At 47.7% G+C, this 17,967-nt stretch carries 15 protein-coding genes; 6 read left to right on the top strand and 9 right to left on the bottom strand.

Going from position 1 to position 17,967, the window contains the following annotated elements; translation table 11 throughout:
- Positions 1–240: 240 nt before the first annotated feature.
- From M0413_RS01565 to M0413_RS01545, 5 genes are all read left to right on the top strand, one after another.
- Positions 241–1,290 carry a transposase gene (locus M0413_RS01565; RefSeq protein ID WP_249552930.1) on the top strand — a complete coding sequence of 350 codons (1,050 nt, stop codon included), beginning with the start codon at positions 241–243 and terminating at the stop codon, positions 1,288–1,290.
- A gap of 266 nt (positions 1,291–1,556) precedes the next feature.
- On the top strand, positions 1,557–2,576 hold the full coding sequence (locus M0413_RS01560) for a sensor domain-containing diguanylate cyclase (RefSeq protein WP_249552928.1): 1,020 nt from the start codon (positions 1,557–1,559) through the stop codon (positions 2,574–2,576).
- Between the two features lie 61 nt (positions 2,577–2,637).
- A complete protein-coding gene (locus M0413_RS01555; protein WP_249552927.1) occupies positions 2,638–3,648 on the top strand; it encodes a LamG-like jellyroll fold domain-containing protein in 1,011 nt (336 codons plus the stop codon).
- Positions 3,649–3,971: 323 nt separating this feature from the next.
- Positions 3,972–4,877, top strand: a complete 906-nt coding sequence (locus M0413_RS01550) for a DMT family transporter (protein WP_249552925.1) — start codon at positions 3,972–3,974, stop codon at positions 4,875–4,877.
- A 42-nt stretch (positions 4,878–4,919) separates the two neighbouring features.
- A complete protein-coding gene (locus tag M0413_RS01545; RefSeq protein ID WP_249552923.1) occupies positions 4,920–5,450 on the top strand; it encodes a lipocalin family protein in 531 nt (176 codons plus the stop codon).
- A 107-nt stretch (positions 5,451–5,557) separates the two neighbouring features.
- Here the strand turns inward: M0413_RS01545 and M0413_RS01540 are convergent, their stop codons facing one another.
- Together M0413_RS01540 and M0413_RS01535 are read right to left on the bottom strand one after the other, a co-directional pair.
- The gene (locus M0413_RS01540) at positions 5,558–7,150 is read right to left on the bottom strand and encodes an ABC-F family ATPase (protein ID WP_080612461.1); all 1,593 of its coding nucleotides are present in this window, start codon (positions 7,148–7,150) and stop codon (positions 5,558–5,560) included.
- Positions 7,151–7,506: 356 nt separating this feature from the next.
- On the bottom strand, positions 7,507–9,768 hold the full coding sequence (locus M0413_RS01535) for a heavy metal translocating P-type ATPase (protein WP_249552921.1): 2,262 nt from the start codon (positions 9,766–9,768) through the stop codon (positions 7,507–7,509).
- A gap of 137 nt (positions 9,769–9,905) precedes the next feature.
- On the opposite strand from M0413_RS01535, the gene M0413_RS01530 reads away from it, so the two are divergent.
- A complete protein-coding gene (locus M0413_RS01530; RefSeq protein ID WP_249552919.1) occupies positions 9,906–10,295 on the top strand; it encodes a Cu(I)-responsive transcriptional regulator in 390 nt (129 codons plus the stop codon).
- 86 nt (positions 10,296–10,381) lie between these two features.
- On the opposite strand, the gene M0413_RS01525 is transcribed toward M0413_RS01530, so the two are convergent.
- The 7 genes from M0413_RS01525 to M0413_RS01495 all read right to left on the bottom strand — a co-directional run bounded on the left by M0413_RS01525 (position 10,382) and on the right by M0413_RS01495 (position 17,853).
- Positions 10,382–12,418 (bottom strand): S9 family peptidase, encoded by a 2,037-nt coding sequence (locus M0413_RS01525; protein WP_249552917.1) that lies wholly within the window; start codon positions 12,416–12,418, stop codon positions 10,382–10,384.
- Between the two features lie 59 nt (positions 12,419–12,477).
- Positions 12,478–12,720, bottom strand: coding sequence for a hypothetical protein (locus tag M0413_RS01520; RefSeq protein ID WP_037416867.1), 243 nt, complete (start codon positions 12,718–12,720; stop codon positions 12,478–12,480).
- Positions 12,721–12,925: 205 nt separating this feature from the next.
- On the bottom strand, positions 12,926–13,684 hold the full coding sequence (locus M0413_RS01515; RefSeq protein WP_249552915.1) for an SDR family oxidoreductase: 759 nt from the start codon (positions 13,682–13,684) through the stop codon (positions 12,926–12,928).
- Positions 13,685–13,703: 19 nt separating this feature from the next.
- On the bottom strand, positions 13,704–14,606 hold the full coding sequence (mmsB, locus tag M0413_RS01510; RefSeq protein ID WP_011717646.1) for a 3-hydroxyisobutyrate dehydrogenase: 903 nt from the start codon (positions 14,604–14,606) through the stop codon (positions 13,704–13,706).
- Between the two features lie 100 nt (positions 14,607–14,706).
- Complete coding sequence (locus M0413_RS01505) at positions 14,707–15,858, bottom strand: enoyl-CoA hydratase/isomerase family protein (protein WP_249552913.1); 1,152 nt, start codon at positions 15,856–15,858, stop codon at positions 14,707–14,709.
- Complete coding sequence (locus M0413_RS01500; protein ID WP_037416854.1) at positions 15,858–16,631, bottom strand: enoyl-CoA hydratase; 774 nt, start codon at positions 16,629–16,631, stop codon at positions 15,858–15,860. The genes M0413_RS01505 and M0413_RS01500 overlap by 1 nt, the downstream gene beginning before the upstream one ends.
- A gap of 64 nt (positions 16,632–16,695) precedes the next feature.
- Positions 16,696–17,853: an acyl-CoA dehydrogenase family protein gene (locus M0413_RS01495; RefSeq protein ID WP_218678442.1), complete on the bottom strand. Its 1,158-nt coding sequence runs from the start codon at positions 17,851–17,853 to the stop codon at positions 16,696–16,698.
- Positions 17,854–17,967: the final 114 nt, after the last annotated feature.

Below are 17,967 nucleotides of genomic sequence, written 5' to 3'. Positions count from 1 at the left end.
AATGACCTCGGCCAGAAGAATGCTTATCGATGCCAATACAACACCCTTCTATCATGTGATTAATCGCTGTGTCAGAAGGGCTTTTCTGTGCGGTGAGGATAAACTCACTGGGCGCAGTTATGAGCATAGACGTGGCTGGATTGTCGATAAAAAAAGCGAGGACAGCCATGTCTTTTTGTGCTTTGTCCCCTCTTCTACTAGTCTTTAAATTATCTTCACCTTGTCTGTTTGGAGCGGATAATGACCTCGGCCAGAAGAATGCTTATCGATGCCAATACAACACCCTTCTATCATGTGATTAATCGCTGTGTCAGAAGGGCTTTTCTGTGCGGTGAGGATAAACTCACTGGCCGCAGTTATGAGCATAGACGTGGCTGGATTGTCGATAAAATCAAAGCATTATCCACCATCTTTTGTATCGACATTTGCGCCTACGCGGTGATGAGCAATCACTATCATTTAGTGCTTAAAATTGATGTCGAGAAGGCCAAATCGTTAACGCAAAAAGATATTATCAGCCGCTGGTGCCAAATCACTAAAGGCCATGCCATTGCCACTAAGTATATGAATGGTGATGCATTAATCGACGGCGAACGCATGTTACTAGATGCCTTAATTGCCGAGTGGCAAGAGCGATTAAGTAGTATCTCTTGGTTTATGCGATGCTTAAATGAAGAGATCGCCCGTAAAGCCAATCGAGAAGATGAGTGCAAAGGCGCCTTCTGGGAAGGTCGTTTTAAATCCCAAGCACTGTTAGATGAGCAAGCATTACTGGCGTGTATGATGTACGTTGATTTAAATCCTATTCGAGCAGGGATTGCCGATTCTTTGCAATCCTCTGATTTTACATCGATTCAAGAACGCCTAAATGCACTTTCCCCTAACAGCGTCACACCACTGATAACCCAACCCCCTGTAGATAACACTCAACCATTACCACACAAATCCCTTGCAAAATTTGAGGGTGCAACGCATATCCATCAGCAAACGGGCATCCCCTTTCATTTTGCCGATTATCTTGAGCTTATCGATTGGACTGGCCGCGCCATCCGCCATGATAAAAAAGGCTTTATCGATAACCTACGACCTAAGTTGCTTAATGAGTTAGGGATTGCATCCGATGCCTGGTTACTTTCAGCCAAGGAATTTCGTCGCCAGTACAGTGGTGTAAGCGGTCGATGGGATGCTATGTGTGCATTTAAACACAAGCAAGGTGGCAAATGGTGCCGAGGAAAATCCCATAGCCAAGCACTACATCCCGAGCAAATTAATGGACTTACACTGCGTTAAATTGCCCTAATAACAAATATTCGACTCAGTCTTAATGCTTAAGATTGGGGGCTATTTAGTCCCAATTTTGCGAGATGTAAACAATCGCCAAGCTAACCATGATCCTAATTGCAGACAAAACAACTCAGAAGGAAAAATTTAAAACATTTAAAATCAAATAATTACACCAGAAGGTAAGCAGAAGGTATCTTTTCTTCCTCCAGAATAAAGTCATCCTCAGAAAAGCGCCTAGCGCAGATGATTAAAGTTCACAGGGAAAGATAACAATGACAAACTCACCGAAACTAGCTCGCCCACACCCCGCCTTATCTATTGTCGATGATGCTGCATTGCCCGCAACTCAGCATGCAAAGGCTGCCGAGTTACCGCTGAACTTTTTCGAGCATTCTTCCCTCGAGACAATTGAGCTCTTTATTCAACATTTAACCGAAGCCGTGATCTTAGTGAATGCCAATGGCTTTATCCGTTCGTGCAATCAGCGCAGTGCTGAGCTGCTCGATTGCCCGCAGGCGAGTTTAAAGGGCCAAGACTGGCGCAATTTTTTGACCGAACATCATCAAGCGCGCTATGACAATCTTCTGAGCCACGATGTGCAATTAGGCACCAACTGTGGTCACCCCGTGCAGCACCCAGCGCAGGAAACTACGCTGATCTGCGCCTCTGGCAAGGCCAAAGATGTTGAATTGTCTATCTCTTATATTCCCAGCCATGAACCTGTGTTTGTGATGGTGATGCACGATTTAACTCACCATAAAGCAGAAAACCAAAAACTACGTAAGCTCGCCGCCACCGACTCCCTCACCCAACTGGCGAACCGTCGCTATTTTGATGAAATGCTGCAACAACACTGGGAAGAATGCACCGCCAAACTACGCCCTATCAGCGTAGTCATTATCGATGTGGATTATTTTAAGGTGTTTAATGATCAGTTTGGTCATATCCAAGGTGATGAATGCCTTAGAAAAATTGCCAAAGTGATCGCCACTATTGTGCCTATCGACATCGGTCTTGCGGCCCGTTACGGCGGCGAAGAGTTTGCGCTGATCCTACCTAATCACAATGCCAAAATGGCGCTGACCATAGCGCAAAAAATTCAGCAAGGGATTAATAATATTCGTTTTACTGACCAAGGGCTCAGGGATTATGTCTCGGTAAGTGCCAGCCAAGGGATTGCCAGTGAAGTCAATGGCCAGTTCCGCACCTCACTCGCCATGGTGTGCGCCGCCGATACCGCGCTTTACCGCGCCAAGGCCGATGGTCGCGATAGAATTAATACCTCGCTGTGATGATATTTGTCTGAAATAAAACCAAAGGTTTATGCATGACATAACCACAAGGATGTCACCCATGAAAACCTCAAAAAATATCTGTTTTAGCTCGAATAACTTAGTTCAAGACCTCGATCAAGAAACATCAGAAAATACGGCTAAAGTCGTTTTATTAGGCACGAAAACACTCGATATTTTCACTTGGCAAGCTTGGATAAAAAACCAACATGGAGGACTAGTATTTCAATATTGTTGTGAATTTAATCATACGGGCTTTATTGTGAAGATAAATGCACTTGGCAATATTGAATCGGTTGTTAATAGCCGATTATTATCGATTGAAATGGCTTCGATGTCAGGTGGTTTAAATGATGATTATTGGCATTTATTATCCATCAGCTACCAATATCATAAGCTAAAATGTTATATCGATGGCGATGAAATCGAAGTTCAACAGCAAATTATCCCTTTAACAGATAACCGTGTATTAAAGGCTATGTCCAATAACGCATTATCTTTTGAAGGAGAAATGACTAACATCAGTTTAATTGAACAAGACTTAACAGACTATCAAATCCTAAATTATTATCTGCAACCAGATAGTCAGTCATTTATCGCCGAAAATAATATTTATACTGCACAAGATAAACACTCCCTAAAAAACATTCATTCAAACCCACTTAACGCAACAAGGCAAGATGTGATGCTAGTTATTTTTAATGACACTAAATATAAATTCATTAAAAACAATCTCACCACCAATAATTTCAAAAAACAGCTATCCAATATTATTCCAGCCAATGATCGCTGTGCCTATATAATTGAATCAAATAACCAAAATTGGCCACACTTTATTTATCATGCTAATTATTTTCCCGAAGAGGATCCCGATATTGCGTTAAATTTTGATATATTAAAATCTCTCACACCTAATCGTTCCCGTGTTCATTTGCAGCTTACCAACGAACTGACATTTGATTGCTTTATCAGTCAATCTACTTCGAGTCGATTAATCGCCGAAATTCGTATCAGTGAAAATATCGATGTTACGCTAGCCAAACATGCTCTGCGCTTTATTAAGGATTATTAAAATCCTAGGATTGCTCGTTGCTCGCTCCGACAAGCGGATGAGCACTTAAAGACTGAAGCGATCCCCGTTATAGCGTGGGTCATAAAAAGCCCCTTACCATTTGCAATACAGCGACCTTTTATCCTAAATACCTGCGTCTAAGTATGCGATATCAGGATCGTCTAATCCCAATAAAATGCTCCCCCTTCGAAACAGCTAGTTTGCACTATACCCAAAGTACAGTCGAATACCTCGCTAGCCTAGCAAGGTATTTTAGGGCAAACTCAGCGTCCTTACCCGTTGGACTGTTTCTACAGTACTGGACTGTACGCTAAAGGTGACACATGAATCCACCTCCTACTTTGGCCTTGCTCTTTGCCCTATTGGCTGCCACCTTAATGGGCACGATTGGCGTATTCGCACGCTTTGCAGCTCTGCCAGCCGAACATATTACCTTTTACCGCCTGCTACTCGGCGCGCTGTTTTTAATGGCCTATATGCTGTTAACGGGAAAAAGACAGCAAATTCGCCATAAACCGAGCAAACGCACCTTGATAAATGGCGCTATGCTCGCCGAATTTATGGCTTTTTATATCGAGGCTATTCAATACACTCAAATGGCAACCGTGATTATGATCATCTACCTCGCACCTGTGGTAGCGTCACTCTTTGCGCACTTTGTGTTTAATGAAAGACTCAACCGATTCAGTATGGCAAGTGTGGTACTCGCCTTAGCAGGCTTTATATTAATGCTCCCCATGACATCGAGCCAATCGCTATATGATTCTGAAATATTGGGATATTTTTATGCATTATTGTCGTTACTGACCTATAGTGGCTTTATCTTAATCAACCGCAAACCAAGTGCCGCCTCGCCCTATCAAAGTACGCTGGTACAGTTAGGTGTTGGCGCTTTATGCCTACTTCCCTTAGTGTTAACCACACCCTTAGTACCCAGCCTGAATCAATTTGCTTGGCTGCTGGCAATTGGGTTCTTTCCGGGATTTTTAGCTATTCTGTTTGCAGTAAAAGCTCTAAATCAATTGCCATCAATCACCTACGGCACACTCTCCTATGTGGAGCCTGTGGTGGTGGTCACTCTGGCGTGGTGGTTATTTAATGAAACATTAACCGCACAGCAATTGATAGGTGTGGCACTGATAATGCTGGCGGGTATAGCACAAGGTTGGTTAAGCCAATACAAAGCCCTAAAAAGCCCTGAAAATCCCTCTGTTTGCCACCATGAATAAATGAGTAAAATATAAACTAAATCTTTTTGATAGGAGCATCACTTGAAAAAACTACTCTTAATGATCAGTGCTTTGGTCCTGACAGGCTGTCTAGGAATGCCTAACTACGTCGAACCCGTTAAAGATTTTAAACTCGACCGCTATTTAGGCAAATGGTACGAGATTGCGAGGCTTGACCACTCCTTCGAGCGCGGATTAACCCAAGTTTCTGCCGAATACAGCCTTAAGCCCGATGGTGGCGTTAAAGTCATTAATCGGGGCTATTCTGCCGCCAAACAGGAATGGAAAGAAGCCGAAGGTAAAGCCTATTTTGTGAATGGAGAGAACGAAGCCTACTTAAAAGTCTCCTTTTTCGGGCCGTTTTATGGTTCGTATGTGGTCTTTGGGCTCGACCAACAAAATTATCAATACGCCTTTATCTCGGGGCCAGATACGGATTATTTATGGCTACTAGCCCGAACTCCAACGGTATCCCCTGAGGTGATTAAGCAATTTGTCGACATGGCCAAAGCCAGAGGCTTTGACACTGACAGCTTGATTTATGTCGAACAACAAGCAGAGGCAAAACAATAACCGCTAAGCCGAGGCGAACACTCAAGGTAAACACCATAAATAAAAACGCCGCTCATTAAGAAGCGGCGTTTTTTATCTGTGCATTTAAGGCTGTTTAAAACAAGTAATTAGCCTTCGATGCCCTTGCTCGCGAGGAACTCATCATAGGTGCCCTTGAAGTCATTCACGCCGTTAGGAGTAATTTCAAGGATACGGTTGGCCAGTGACGATACGAATGCGCGGTCGTGACTCACAAACAACAAGGTGCCTTCGTATTTCTCTAAGGCGTTGTTTAAGGATTCGATCGATTCCATATCCATGTGGTTGGTCGGTTCGTCGAGCATCAGGATATTTGGTTTTTGCATGATGAGCTTACCAAATAACATCCGGCCCTTTTCACCACCCGAGAGCACTTTAACAGACTTTTTAATGTCGTCGGCGCTAAACAGCATACGGCCTAAAATACCGCGTACCGCTTGGTCGTCATCTTCAGGTTTACGCCACTGGCTCATCCACTCAAAAAGCGTCATGTCGTTAGCAAAATCAGACTCATGATCCTGCGCGTAGTAACCGATATTGCTGTTTTCAGACCATTGGATATGACCTTCATCCTGAGGAATATCATGGATTAAAGTACGCAGCAGGGTAGTTTTACCCACACCGTTCTCACCGAGGATAGCGATGCGCTCACCCACTTCGACAATCAGGTTTAAGTCTTTAAACAGTGGCGTGTCATAACCTTTCGCCAAATTCTCAACCACTAACGCATTACGGAACAGTTTCTTTTCCTGCTCGAAACGAATGAATGGGTTAACACGGCTAGAGGCTTTAACTTCATCCAGCTTGATCTTATCGATTTGACGGGCACGAGACGTCGCTTGTTTTGCCTTAGAAGCGTTAGCAGAGAAGCGCGCAACGAAGGTTTGTAGCTCAGAAATTTGCGCTTTCTTCTTGGCGTTGTCAGCTAGCAAACGCTCACGGGCCTGAGTCGCTGCTTGCATATATTCGTCGTAGTTACCTGGGTAAACACGCAGTTCACCATAGTCTAAGTCTGCCATATGAGTACAGACTGAGTTTAAGAAGTAACGGTCGTGCGAAATGATGATCATGGTGCTATCGCGTTGGTTCAAGACGTCCTGTAACCAGCGGATAGTGTCGATGTCCAAGTTGTTGGTAGGTTCGTCGAGCAGCAGCACATCAGGATCGGAGAACAGGGCTTGCGCCAATAATACCCGCAGTTTTAAACCTGGGGCGATTTCAGACATTAGACCGAAATGGCTTTCGATACCGATACCTACGCCAAGTAACAGTTCACCAGCGCGAGATTCGGCGGTGTAACCGTCCATTTCGGCAAATTCCATCTCAAGGTTTGCCACGGCAATGCCGTCTTCTTCGCTCATTTCAGGTAAAGAATAGATACGGTCACGCTCTTGCTTGACCTTCCACAGTTCACGGTGGCCCATGATAACGGTGTCAATCAGCGTGTATTCCTCGTAACCGAATTGGTTCTGGCTGAGTTTACCCAGACGCTCATTGACGTCTAAAGATACGTTACCGCTGCTCGGCTCTAGATCACCGCAAAGGATCTTCATGAAGGTTGATTTACCGCAGCCGTTCGCACCGATAAGACCGTAACGGTTACCGCCGCCGAATTTAACTGAGATGTTTTCAAACAGTGGCTTAGCGCCAAACTGCATGGTGATATTCGCTGTTGTGATCAAAATGAACTTCCAAATCGAGTAATGTTGGCCAGACTATTGGCAGTGCATATAAGCATAAACCAATTTCCACCAGCCTGAGGGGGTAAAAATAAACGTGGCACTATAGCAGTTTGGGTTAAATTATCAACTAAAAAGGCCCCGTTAGCCGCGAATGCTTAAGCGATTCTGAGCCATGTAACCCAAAGATAACTGTTTATTTAACCTGAATTTTTACAAATACAACCCAAGATAATCCTATTGGATGACAACTGAATTAACATTGCATTTTTAGCCAGACAATCCAAATACCGCCCACTGAACTGGGCGGTATTTGTAAGCCCCCGCTCACTCGCGGGCCGATAAACAATACCAATACGTTACAGTTTTTGCTGTCTTAAACGGTTCGCATTGGTGACCACAGTTAAAGAAGACAGCGCCATCGCAGCCCCGGCAATCACAGGACTTAACAGCATACCCGTAAGCGGATACAAGACGCCCGCCGCCACTGGGATACCTAAACTATTGTAGATAAAAGCCCCAAACAGGTTCTGTTTAATATTGCGAATGGTCGCGCGGGAAAGTGCCAATAAGTTAGCAATCACTATCAGCTGATGCGACAGTAGAGTCATATCCGCGCTTTCGATCGCCACCTCAGTGCCCGATCCCATAGCGATCCCCACATCGGCGCTCATTAAGGCAGGCGCATCGTTGATACCATCCCCCACCATGGCAACCACATGGCCTCGCTGTTGTAAGGCTTTAATATGCTGTTGCTTTTGCTCGGGTAACACGCCCGCTATCACTTCATCTATGCCTACTTGAGCTGCCACCGCCTGCGCCGTTTGCAGATTATCTCCGGTCAGCAGTACTACGCGAATCCCCTGTGAACGTATCGCGCTTATCGCTTCTTTGGCGTCGGCCTTGATCGGATCGGCAATGGCGATAGTGGCCACTAACTTGCCCGCCTTAGCGACATAAATCGCCGTCTTGCCCTGTTTGGCAAATTGCGCGGCGGCTTCTATCGCAAAGCCTGAGTGGTTGCCTGTCACGCCCTCCCCTGACTGCACATCAAATGCCGCCATTAAGGCTTGATTACCCACTAAAAAGTCGGCGCCATCGACTCGCCCTTCAATGCCCTTACCCTGATGATTGGTAAAAATCTCGGTTGCGGGTAATGGAATCGAGGCTTGCTTAACATAGCTGACTATTGCGCTAGCTAGCGGATGCTCTGAATGCTGCTCAAGACTGGCGATAGCGCCAAGGAGTGCGCGCTTGTCTTCATCACTAAGTGCTTGATCATTAGTCTCAATCCAATGGATATCAGTCACTTGGGGTTTACCCTGAGTCACTGTGCCTGTTTTATCCAACACTACACAATCGACCTTGCTGGCGCTTTGCAGTGCTTCACCATTTTTTACCAATACGCCCATTTGAGCGGCGCGGCCAACGGACACTATGATAGACATAGGTGTGGCTAAGCCTAAGGCACAGGGACAGGCGATGATCAGCACGCTGGTGAGCACCACAAGCGCATGACTGAGCGCGGGTTCTGGCCCAACAAGATACCAAATCGCCGCCGCGAGTAAGGCGATGACCACGACTGTCGGTACAAATACCGCCGAAATGTTATCGGCCAGACGGCCAATGGGCATCTTTGAGGTTTGCGCCTCCTGTACCAGTGCGATGATTTTGGCAAGACGCGTATCCTGCGGCCCAGCGGTGACTCGGTAGACTAAACTGCCGTTACCATTAACTGTACCCGCACTGAGATTATCCCCAACATGCTTTGGCACAGGAATAGGTTCGCCCGTCAACATGGCCTCATCGAGTAATGACTGGCCGGACTCCACCACACCATCGAGAGCCACCCTGTCACCAGGGCGAAGTCTGAGTTTATCGCCTAATTTAAGCTGACTGATTTCAACCTCTTCATCGCCATTGTCGCCAATACGAATCGCAGTGGAGGATTGCAGGCCGAGTAAGCGCTGCACTGCTTCGCTGGTCTTACCGCGCGCTTTTAATTCAAGGGCATGGCCTAAGTTAATCAAGCCTAAGATCATCACGCTCGCCTCAAAGTACACATGGCGAGTATCCATTGGAAACGCACTCGGAATAAGCACCACCAGCATGGAATAAAGCCATGCCGTGCTGGTGCCTAACACGATTAAGGTATCCATATTGGTGGTTTTGGCTTTAAGCGCTCGCCACATTCCCTGATAGAAATGGCGCCCCGTACCGACTAAAAGAGCCAGCGTGATTAAACCCATTATGCCCCAACCTAGCTGCATGCTAGGGCGATTAATCATCATCTCGCCGCCCAGTAATCCCCATAACATCATCGGGATACCAACAGCGAGCGCGGCGATGGCCTGACGCATCCGCAGGCGATACTCTGCCGCATCTTCGACCCGCTTTTCCTCTGCGGCCGCCTTTGCGTCCACGATCAATTGAGCGGGATAACCCGCCTTATCCATAACAGCCAGCGCCGCATCACTGCTCATCTTGCCATCGACAGTGACTTGCTTATCGGCGAGATTGATACGGGCACTCACATTCGGTTCGGCCGCAAAGGCCTTTTCAATTTTGGCCACACAGCCTGCACAATTCATGGTGGCGACATAGAGTTTTATCTGCGACATGGAAGATCCCTCACTTGAACTTAACCGCTATAGGATTAAGATAAAGTCTCCCATCACGGGAGAGTCAAGGGTGTTTTTGTGGCAAGTATCACACTTGTCTGCACGAGTCTTTAGAACAGATAAGAACTGAGGTCAGTATGAAAATTGGTGAAGTCGCGAAGCACACAGGGTTAAGCGTCAAAAGCATACGTTATTATCACGATATTGGTCTGGTTTGCGCTGAGCGTAACGACGCTGGATACAGGGTCTATCGCCATCGAGATATTGAATCGCTGAAATTTGTGCACCAATGCCGCGACTTAGGATTTAGCCTAGAAGATTGCAAACTTCTGCTCGATTTGCGTAATAACGATAGCCGCAATGCCGAAGATGTGAAGCAACTCACCCGCAACCATTTGGCCTATGTTGAGGATCAAATTGGTAAATTGCAGAATCTTCGTAGCCAGTTACAGCAAATGGTCAGCGAGTGCCAAGGCGGCGAACAGCCCCACTGCGCCATTATTGATAGCCTTAACCACCAGCATTAAATCCTCCATCACCCGCATTAAGCCAGCCATAAAAAAGCCTGCTTGGATGCAGGCTTGTTTATGGGGTTGTCACTCATACCAAGGTGTTAGCGCTTTAGCGCGGCCACATTATCTAGCTGCAACGCTGGCAATTTACCCGCTGGTGTAAATGAAAACACTTGCCCATAAAAGGCTAACTCGGTTTCTAATCCCGCCGCTTTATGTTCTGGCGTGCGTCCATCACTTGCGTCATCGCCATAATCGATATAGGCCGTCGGCACACCTTTGGCTTTAAGGGCATCATAGATTTGCCGCGACTGCGCCGTCGGTACAATCTTGTTTCTCAAGCCTTGGAAAATCAGCAAAGGTTCATTCAAACCATCTAAGTGATTGAGTGGCGATAACTCGCGGTAGCGTTCCTTCTTCTCTGGATAGGGGCCGATAAGTTGGTCTAAATAACCCGACTCAAACTTATGGGTTCCCTTAGCGAGCTGCTCAAAATCGCTGATACCCTCATAGCTCACACCCGCTTGAAACACATCATAAAACGCTAGCGAAGACATCACAGTTAAGCCACCGGCGCTGATGCCGCGAATCGCTAACTTATTGGCGTCTACCCAGCCTTTAGCCACTAAATACTTTGCGGCATTAACCGCATCCTCTACATCGCTTTCACCCCATTTGCCATAAAGGCTTTGGCGATAGGCGCGGCCAAAACCACTGCTGCCGCGAAAGTTTAAATCCAGCACCGCAAACCCGCGGCTGGTCCAAAACTGGATTTCACTGCGATAGGCCAGTGAAGCCCGCGCCGTCGGCCCGCCATGTAGCATCACGATAAGCGGCGGCCTTGTGTCGTGGGGCGCCACGTAATTAGGGTTCACAGGGCTGTAAAAATAACCATAGGCCTGCTGATTTTTACCAGTAGCGAAGGCAATATTTTTCGCCCGCGAGACATAGTTGGGATCAAGATTCGCGAGCGCTGGGGCGTACACAAGCTCAGTGCCACGCCCAACAACGCGATAAATACCTTTCTCTGGTGTTGCCTTAGCGCCAACAAAATAAACACCATCTTCGCCCTTTACCACCTGAGTGATCTCAGCAAAATCAACGGCAAGGGATTCGGTCAATCCGGAATCTAAGTGCATACGCAACAATGCGGCTCGATTGCCTTCAACGTAGCTCGCGATGAGAGTCGAAGCATTTTCAAAGGCATAATTATGGTTACCTAAACGCCAATCCGGCACCGCAAACTCGGCATTTTTACTCAACACAGGCTCTAGGGTTTCCCTAGGGGTGACGCGGTAAATGTTCCACCAGTTACTGAGATCGGACACCACATATAATTTACCGTCTGGGCCAAATAACGGCTGAGTCACCGAAGAGTCCTCTGGCGTACTCACCTTGCGAATATTTTTTAATTGACCTTTGCGGTCAAGATCCCCAAGCCAGAGCACACTCTTATCCCAAGGCATATAGGGATGTTCCCAAGTGATCCACGCAAGTTGGGTGTTATCGGGTGAAATAGTCGGAGAAGAAATAAAATCGTGACCCGTAACAAAGGTATCGCCTTCACCGGCAAAGTTAAGATTGATAGTCACTAGGCTCGCTTTCGGTTCGCCACCCTGACGGTGATCTTCACGCACACAAATAATCCGTGAGCCCTTAGGATATGCCACACAATCGGCATGACGGGTACCATTGGGAGTTAACGGCAATGGTGGCTGATTAGGCGCAAAACGGTAAAACAGCTGATCCTGCAATTTAGTGGCAAAAAGGCTCTGACCTATGCCCAAAAACGCCGCACCGCCATACTCATGCACAGTAGATTTAACATTAAAATCAGGAGGAACCACTTCAGTGACCTTGCCAAGATCATCGAGACGCTTGATACCAACTTTGCCTTGGGCACGTCCGCTCGATTCTGCAAAATAAATCGCATTACCTACACTTTGTAGTTCAGCAATATCATCGGTTCGTTCAAAAACCTCAGCAGCAGACAAAGGTGATTGCCAGCTGCCATAGGGTGCAACTTTAATGTCGCCGCTTTCCTTGGCAGATTGATCTTTTGTATCCGTACGCTCACACCCGCCGAGTAGCAGTAACACTGCACTTAGCAAGAATGGAAAATAGCGTCCTAACCCCATTGTGTTCCCCAAGTTTGCAAACTAAAACAAACCGTAAATATGCAAATCCCCTTAAGGGCTTATTTTTTGACTTTTTTAACAAACCATTTCAGTACGCTAGCTTGTTGTACTTGCGTCAGACCAAAGTAAATACAAATCCAAGGTGATAACAGAAAAAACCACGGGATCACGGCGACCGAACGACCACTGAAGAGAAGAAAAAAGAAGCCTCCGTAAATCACTATGACTCCTAAGGCACCGACAATCAGCATCATCCGCTTGGTAATTTTTTCCAGCCAAAGGGCTTTATCCTGCCATGACATTCAGATAATCAACTCCAATACGATAATGTCAACTCTATTTGTAAAGTTATGTAAAAAAGTAGCGTGCGATTGTTGAAGGATAGCCAGTAAATGTCAACCTCCGAACAACTCTTACCCAAGCGAACAGACTAAAAAGAGAGCTAACTTTAGCCAACAAAAAACCGAGCAAACGCTCGGTTTTGTTTAATATCAATAAGATACCATGTTACAGACGGATACCGCCATCCACTTCAAAGACACGACCATTTACATAATCGTTTTCAATGATAAAGCGTACGGTAGAGGCTATCTCCTCCGCTTGGCCTAAACGGCCAACGGGCACAAGCTTCTCTAAACGCTCTAAGGCTTCAGGTTTCATTGCCGCTGTCATTTCGGTGGCAATCACCCCGGGTGCTACCGCCGCGCTACGGATATTGTAACGCGCCAGCTCTTTTGCCCAGCCCACAGACATCGCCGCGACACCCGCTTTGGAGGCCGCGTAGTTAGATTGTCCTACGTTACCCGCTTTAGCTAGGCTAGAAATGTTCACAATCACCCCAGCTTGACCCGACTCGATCATCGCCGCAGCAGCCTCACGGCCACAGAGGAAGGTGCCAGTGAGGTTAACATTGATAACCGATTGGAATTGGTCAAATGACATACGGTCAGTCACTTTGCCGTCTTTGGCTTTGACTAACATACCATCACGCAGGATGCCGGCGTTATTCACTAATACGTTGATTTTGCCAAAATCTTCCAATATGTAAGCAAAGCCTGCAACCACATCTTCTTCGTCGGTAATATCTAACGCATAACCTTGGACTTCGGTGGCTGAGCCTAAATCAGCACAGGCGCGCTCGAGTTTTTCTTGATCCACATCGATCAGCGCCAACTTAGCGCCCGCCTGCGCAAAATTGTGCGCCATTGCTAAGCCTAAACCACCCGCGCCGCCAGTGATGACGACAACCTTATCTTTTATATCCATCTGGTTATCCCTTGTTTATCTATTTTTTAAGTGGTGCAAATTGTTCAAAAATACTGGAGAAGTCTCGGCGACCATTACCTTGTCGTGCATGATTCACATACAAGCTGCGCGCGAGTGAGCCCATGGGTGTACTCGAATTGCTCAATAATGCGGCTTCTTGGGAGAGGCCGAGATCTTTAACCATCAAATCTACCATAAAGCCTCCCTGATAGCCCTTAGAAGAAGGCACATTCTCCATCACACCCGGACAAGGATTGTACTTTTCAAGCGTCCAGTTACCGCCGCTGCTGACCTTCATAATGTCTGACAGCACTTTAGGGTCGAGACCATGGTCAATCCCCATTTGCAACGCCTCAGAAGTACCGACCATCAGCACAGATAACAGCATGTTATTACAGATTTTAGCGACCTGACCGGCACCGGCACCGCCCGCATGGAAGATATTCTTGCCCATGGCATTGAGTACGGGTTGCGCGCGTTCGAAGGCGATATCCGAGCCACCACAGATAAAGGTCAAGGTGCCTGCTGCCGCCCCCGCCGTGCCGCCCGAGACTGGCGCATCGATAAACTCGATACCGCTCTTGGCCGCTTCGGCTGCCACCAACTGAGCACTTTGGGCGTCAATGGTCGAACAATCAATCAGCAAGGTATCGCCAGCGACTACCTCGAGTAGGCCTTTCTCGCTGCCATTACCTAAATATAAATTTCTAACATGCTTACCCGCAGGCAGCATAGTGATCACCACATTAGCTCCAGCCGCTGCGCCGCATGCCGTGCTCGACACTAATGCGCCTTGGTCGGCCAAGGCTTGCATGGCGGCTGGCACTAGGTCGAAGACACGTACCGTCATGCCCGCTTTTAATAAATTGGCCGCCATTGGGCCGCCCATATTACCTAAACCGATAAATGCTACTGTACTCATGCCATCACTCCTGTGTTCTGGTGTGTTTATTATTCCAGATAGTTGTTATTCCAGATAAAAATGGCAGGCAAAGTGCTCACTTTGCCTGCCATCGATTGGCTTAGCTTAATTGGCTTAAGGGATGTTCCTCTCCCCAAGGTGAGGTCAAAATGTCCTCGATAACGCTGTTTGGCACAGATTGCACATCGGCAAATTGCCATTTGGGCTGTCTGTCTTTATCAATCAGCAGTGCCCGTACGCCTTCACAGAAATCGCCCTTAGCGCAGGTGTTAACACTGACGGTTAATTCCCATTTAAAACATTGTGCTAGGCTGAGTTTAGTGCCGAGTTGGGTTTGAATATACGCCAAATGCCAACTGATAGGGCTGCCCGCGAGCATAGTCGCACAGGCTTTATTTAACCATGCTTCATCGGTGCTTAAGGTCGACATACGGCTGACGATATCGGTTAAACTACCCGCCATCAGCCTATCGATAATCTCTTGGCTCTCGGCCAGTAAACTATCGCCCTTAGGGATGTCCACTTGGTTCGACAGTTCGTTGATCATCGAGTCGAGTCGTTGATGGTTCAGCGCTGGCATATCGCTCCAGTCGAGGGTCGCCATGGCATCGAACATCAGCTCTTTGTCGTCACGATTCAGATAATGATCGGCAAGGCCAACGTAACAGGCATCGGCGGCGTTCATTTGATAGGCCGTTAAGCCTAAAAACAGCCCCATTTTGCCCGGCATGCGGTTGAGGAAATAACTGCCGCCCACATCGGGATAAAGCCCGATGGTGACTTCAGGCATAGCGATACGAGAGGTTTCGGTCACCACTCTATGACTCGCGCCCGCCATCAAGCCGAGACCACCGCCCATCACTATGCCATCACCCCATACCAACACAGGTTTGCCAAAGGTATGTAGTAGATAATCGAGACGATATTCTTCTTCAAAGAATACTTTAGCGACCTCAGTCACTTGTCCCTTAGCGGCAACTGAGGCGTGATATAACGCCCGTACATCGCCACCCGCACAGAACGCCTTTTCTCCGCTGCCATCGAGTACCACACAGGCGATTAACGGATCTTTTTTCCACAAATTGAGCTGCACCGTCATGGCTCGAACCATATCGAGATCCAAGGCGTTGAGGGCTTTTTCAACATTGAGCGTCACCACCCCAACTAATTTACCTGAGGCGGTGGCTAAAGTTTGAAAAACCACATTTTGTGTGGTGGACGTGTGTGCAGCCTTATCTACTAAATTTGTCATTAGCGGTTCTTCCAATCAGCTTTACGTTTTTCCAAAAACGCGTTCACGCCTTCGGCCTGATCTTCAGTATCGAACAAACCGACAAACAGTTCACGCTCTATCGGTAAGGCTTGGCTACGCGGCATTTGGCGCCCAGCTTGGATTAATGTCTTACAGGCGGTGACGCTGCTTGGGCTTTGATTCGCCACCTTCGCCGCAAGGGCAATGGCCGCATTTAAAGCTTCACCCGTTTCAACCACTTCCTCGACTAAACGCAAATTCAGCGCTTGGGCGGCATTCACCCGCTCACCGCAGAGGATCATGCGTTTTGCCCAACCTTCGCCCACTAAAGCAGTGAGGTTTTGGGTACCGCCCGCACAGGGCAGCAGGCCAACGGTCGCCTCAGGCAGTGCCATCACGGCTTGGGTTTCGGCGATACGAATATCACAGGCCAGCGCGACTTCTAAGCCGCCGCCCATGGCATAACCGTTAATGGCGGCAATCGACACGCCGCGGAACTGGCTTAAGGTTTCAAATGCTTCGCCAAAGTGTTTTGCCATGCTCGCCGCATTGCCCTTATCACCGTCGCTAAACAGTTTTAAATCGGCACCCGCGGAGAAAAACTTGTTGCCCTCGCCAGTTAACACCAGCGCGTAAATGTCCTTGTTGGCATTAAGCTCCAGCACTTTGGCCTTGAGCGCCTGTAAACTCTGGGCGGTCCAAGTATTGGCCGGCGGATTGTTCATGGTCAGAATGGCCGTGTGGCCTTCAATACGCTCAACTAAATAGTCCATCTGTTTCGGCTCCCTTATATTTCCAATCTGTTATCGCCAAATCCTACAGTCCAATTAGGGCAGCTTAAAGGATTTGTCCGGCATTTTCGTCGAGTAAACGACGGGCGATAATGAGGCGCATAATTTCGTTAGTGCCCTCTAAAATCTGGTGTACACGAACATCACGGAAGTGACGCTCTAACGGATACTCCCTGATATAACCATATCCGCCATGAATTTGCAGCGCCGCATCGCAAACTTGAAAACCCACATCAGTAGCAAAGCGCTTCGCCATCGCACAATAGGCGGTCGCTTCTGGATCGCCACTGTCGAGTTTAAAGGCGGCCAGACGCACCATTTGACGCGCGGCCACTAATTCGGTCGCCATATCGGCCAGTTTAAATTGCAGCGCTTGGAAAGCTGCCAGCGGCTTACCAAATTGCTGACGTTCGTTCATATACTGGGTTGCACGCTCTAAAGCCGCCTGCGCCGTACCGACAGAGCAAGTAGCGATATTGATGCGGCCACCGTCTAAGCCTTTCATCGCAAAGGTAAAACCTTGACCTTCTTCACCGAGTAGGTTTGCAACCGGCACGCGCACGTTATCAAAGGTGACTAAGCGTGTTGGCTGCGCGTTCCAGCCCATTTTATCTTCAGCTTTACCATAGATAATGCCAGCGGCATCTGCTGGAATGGCAATCGCCGATATTCCTTTTGGCCCAGCTTGACCCGTGCGGCACATTACAACTAAAAGCTCAGTTGAACCTGCGCCCGAGATAAACATCTTCGAGCCAGATACCACGTATTCATCACCCTCACGCACCGCTTTGGTTTGCAGTGAAGCCGCATCCGAGCCCGCACCTGGCTCCGTTAAGCAGTAAGACGCCAGCATTTGGCCCGTGGTCAAAGGCTCTGACCAAGTTTGACGCAGAGTATCAGTACCCCAAGTGGTGACCATCCAAGTGGCCATATTGTGAATCGTCAGCATGGCCGTTGTGGCTGTACAGCCCTTTGCCAGCTCCTCAAAAATAATCGAGGCATCTAAGCGTGATAAGCCCATGCCACCTTCCGACTCGGGGGAATACAGGGAGCAGAAACCCAGCTCACCGGCTTTTTGGATCACATCCTTCGGGAAATGATGTTCTTCGTCCCATTTGGCGGCAAAGGGGGCGAGTTCATCCGCCGCGAACTGGCGGGCTAGATCGGCAAATTGGCGTTGGTCTTCGTTGAAATTAAAATCCATTTGGCTCTCCTATGACTCTTTGGCCATTTCTTTCGTAAATTTCTTTGCGTAATACACAGTGAATTTATCAGCAGGCTTATCATCAATGGACGCCAACTGCGCCACGTTTAGACT

This window comes from Shewanella sp. 8A (assembly GCF_023475945.1).
GTDB classification, from domain to species: Bacteria; Pseudomonadota; Gammaproteobacteria; order Enterobacterales; family Shewanellaceae; genus Shewanella; species Shewanella xiamenensis.
This window is presented reverse-complemented; position numbering and strand designations above follow the sequence as displayed.

Bases quoted from the DNA above. Each gene is read 5' to 3' on its own strand.
- M0413_RS01565 (WP_249552930.1), top strand. From the start codon at position 241: ATGACCTCGGCCAGAAGAATGCTTATCGATGCCAATACAACACCCTTC.
- M0413_RS01560 (WP_249552928.1), top strand. From the start codon at position 1,557: ATGACAAACTCACCGAAACTAGCTCGCCCACACCCCGCCTTATCTATT.
- M0413_RS01555 (WP_249552927.1), top strand. From the start codon at position 2,638: ATGAAAACCTCAAAAAATATCTGTTTTAGCTCGAATAACTTAGTTCAA.
- M0413_RS01550 (WP_249552925.1), top strand. From the start codon at position 3,972: ATGAATCCACCTCCTACTTTGGCCTTGCTCTTTGCCCTATTGGCTGCC.
- M0413_RS01535 (WP_249552921.1), bottom strand. From the start codon at position 9,768: ATGTCGCAGATAAAACTCTATGTCGCCACCATGAATTGTGCAGGCTGT.
- M0413_RS01530 (WP_249552919.1), top strand. From the start codon at position 9,906: ATGAAAATTGGTGAAGTCGCGAAGCACACAGGGTTAAGCGTCAAAAGC.
- M0413_RS01525 (WP_249552917.1), bottom strand. From the start codon at position 12,418: ATGGGGTTAGGACGCTATTTTCCATTCTTGCTAAGTGCAGTGTTACTG.
- M0413_RS01520 (WP_037416867.1), bottom strand. From the start codon at position 12,720: ATGTCATGGCAGGATAAAGCCCTTTGGCTGGAAAAAATTACCAAGCGG.
- M0413_RS01515 (WP_249552915.1), bottom strand. From the start codon at position 13,684: ATGGATATAAAAGATAAGGTTGTCGTCATCACTGGCGGCGCGGGTGGT.
- mmsB (WP_011717646.1), bottom strand. From the start codon at position 14,606: ATGAGTACAGTAGCATTTATCGGTTTAGGTAATATGGGCGGCCCAATG.
- M0413_RS01505 (WP_249552913.1), bottom strand. From the start codon at position 15,858: ATGACAAATTTAGTAGATAAGGCTGCACACACGTCCACCACACAAAAT.
- M0413_RS01500 (WP_037416854.1), bottom strand. From the start codon at position 16,631: ATGGACTATTTAGTTGAGCGTATTGAAGGCCACACGGCCATTCTGACC.
- M0413_RS01495 (WP_218678442.1), bottom strand. From the start codon at position 17,853: ATGGATTTTAATTTCAACGAAGACCAACGCCAATTTGCCGATCTAGCC.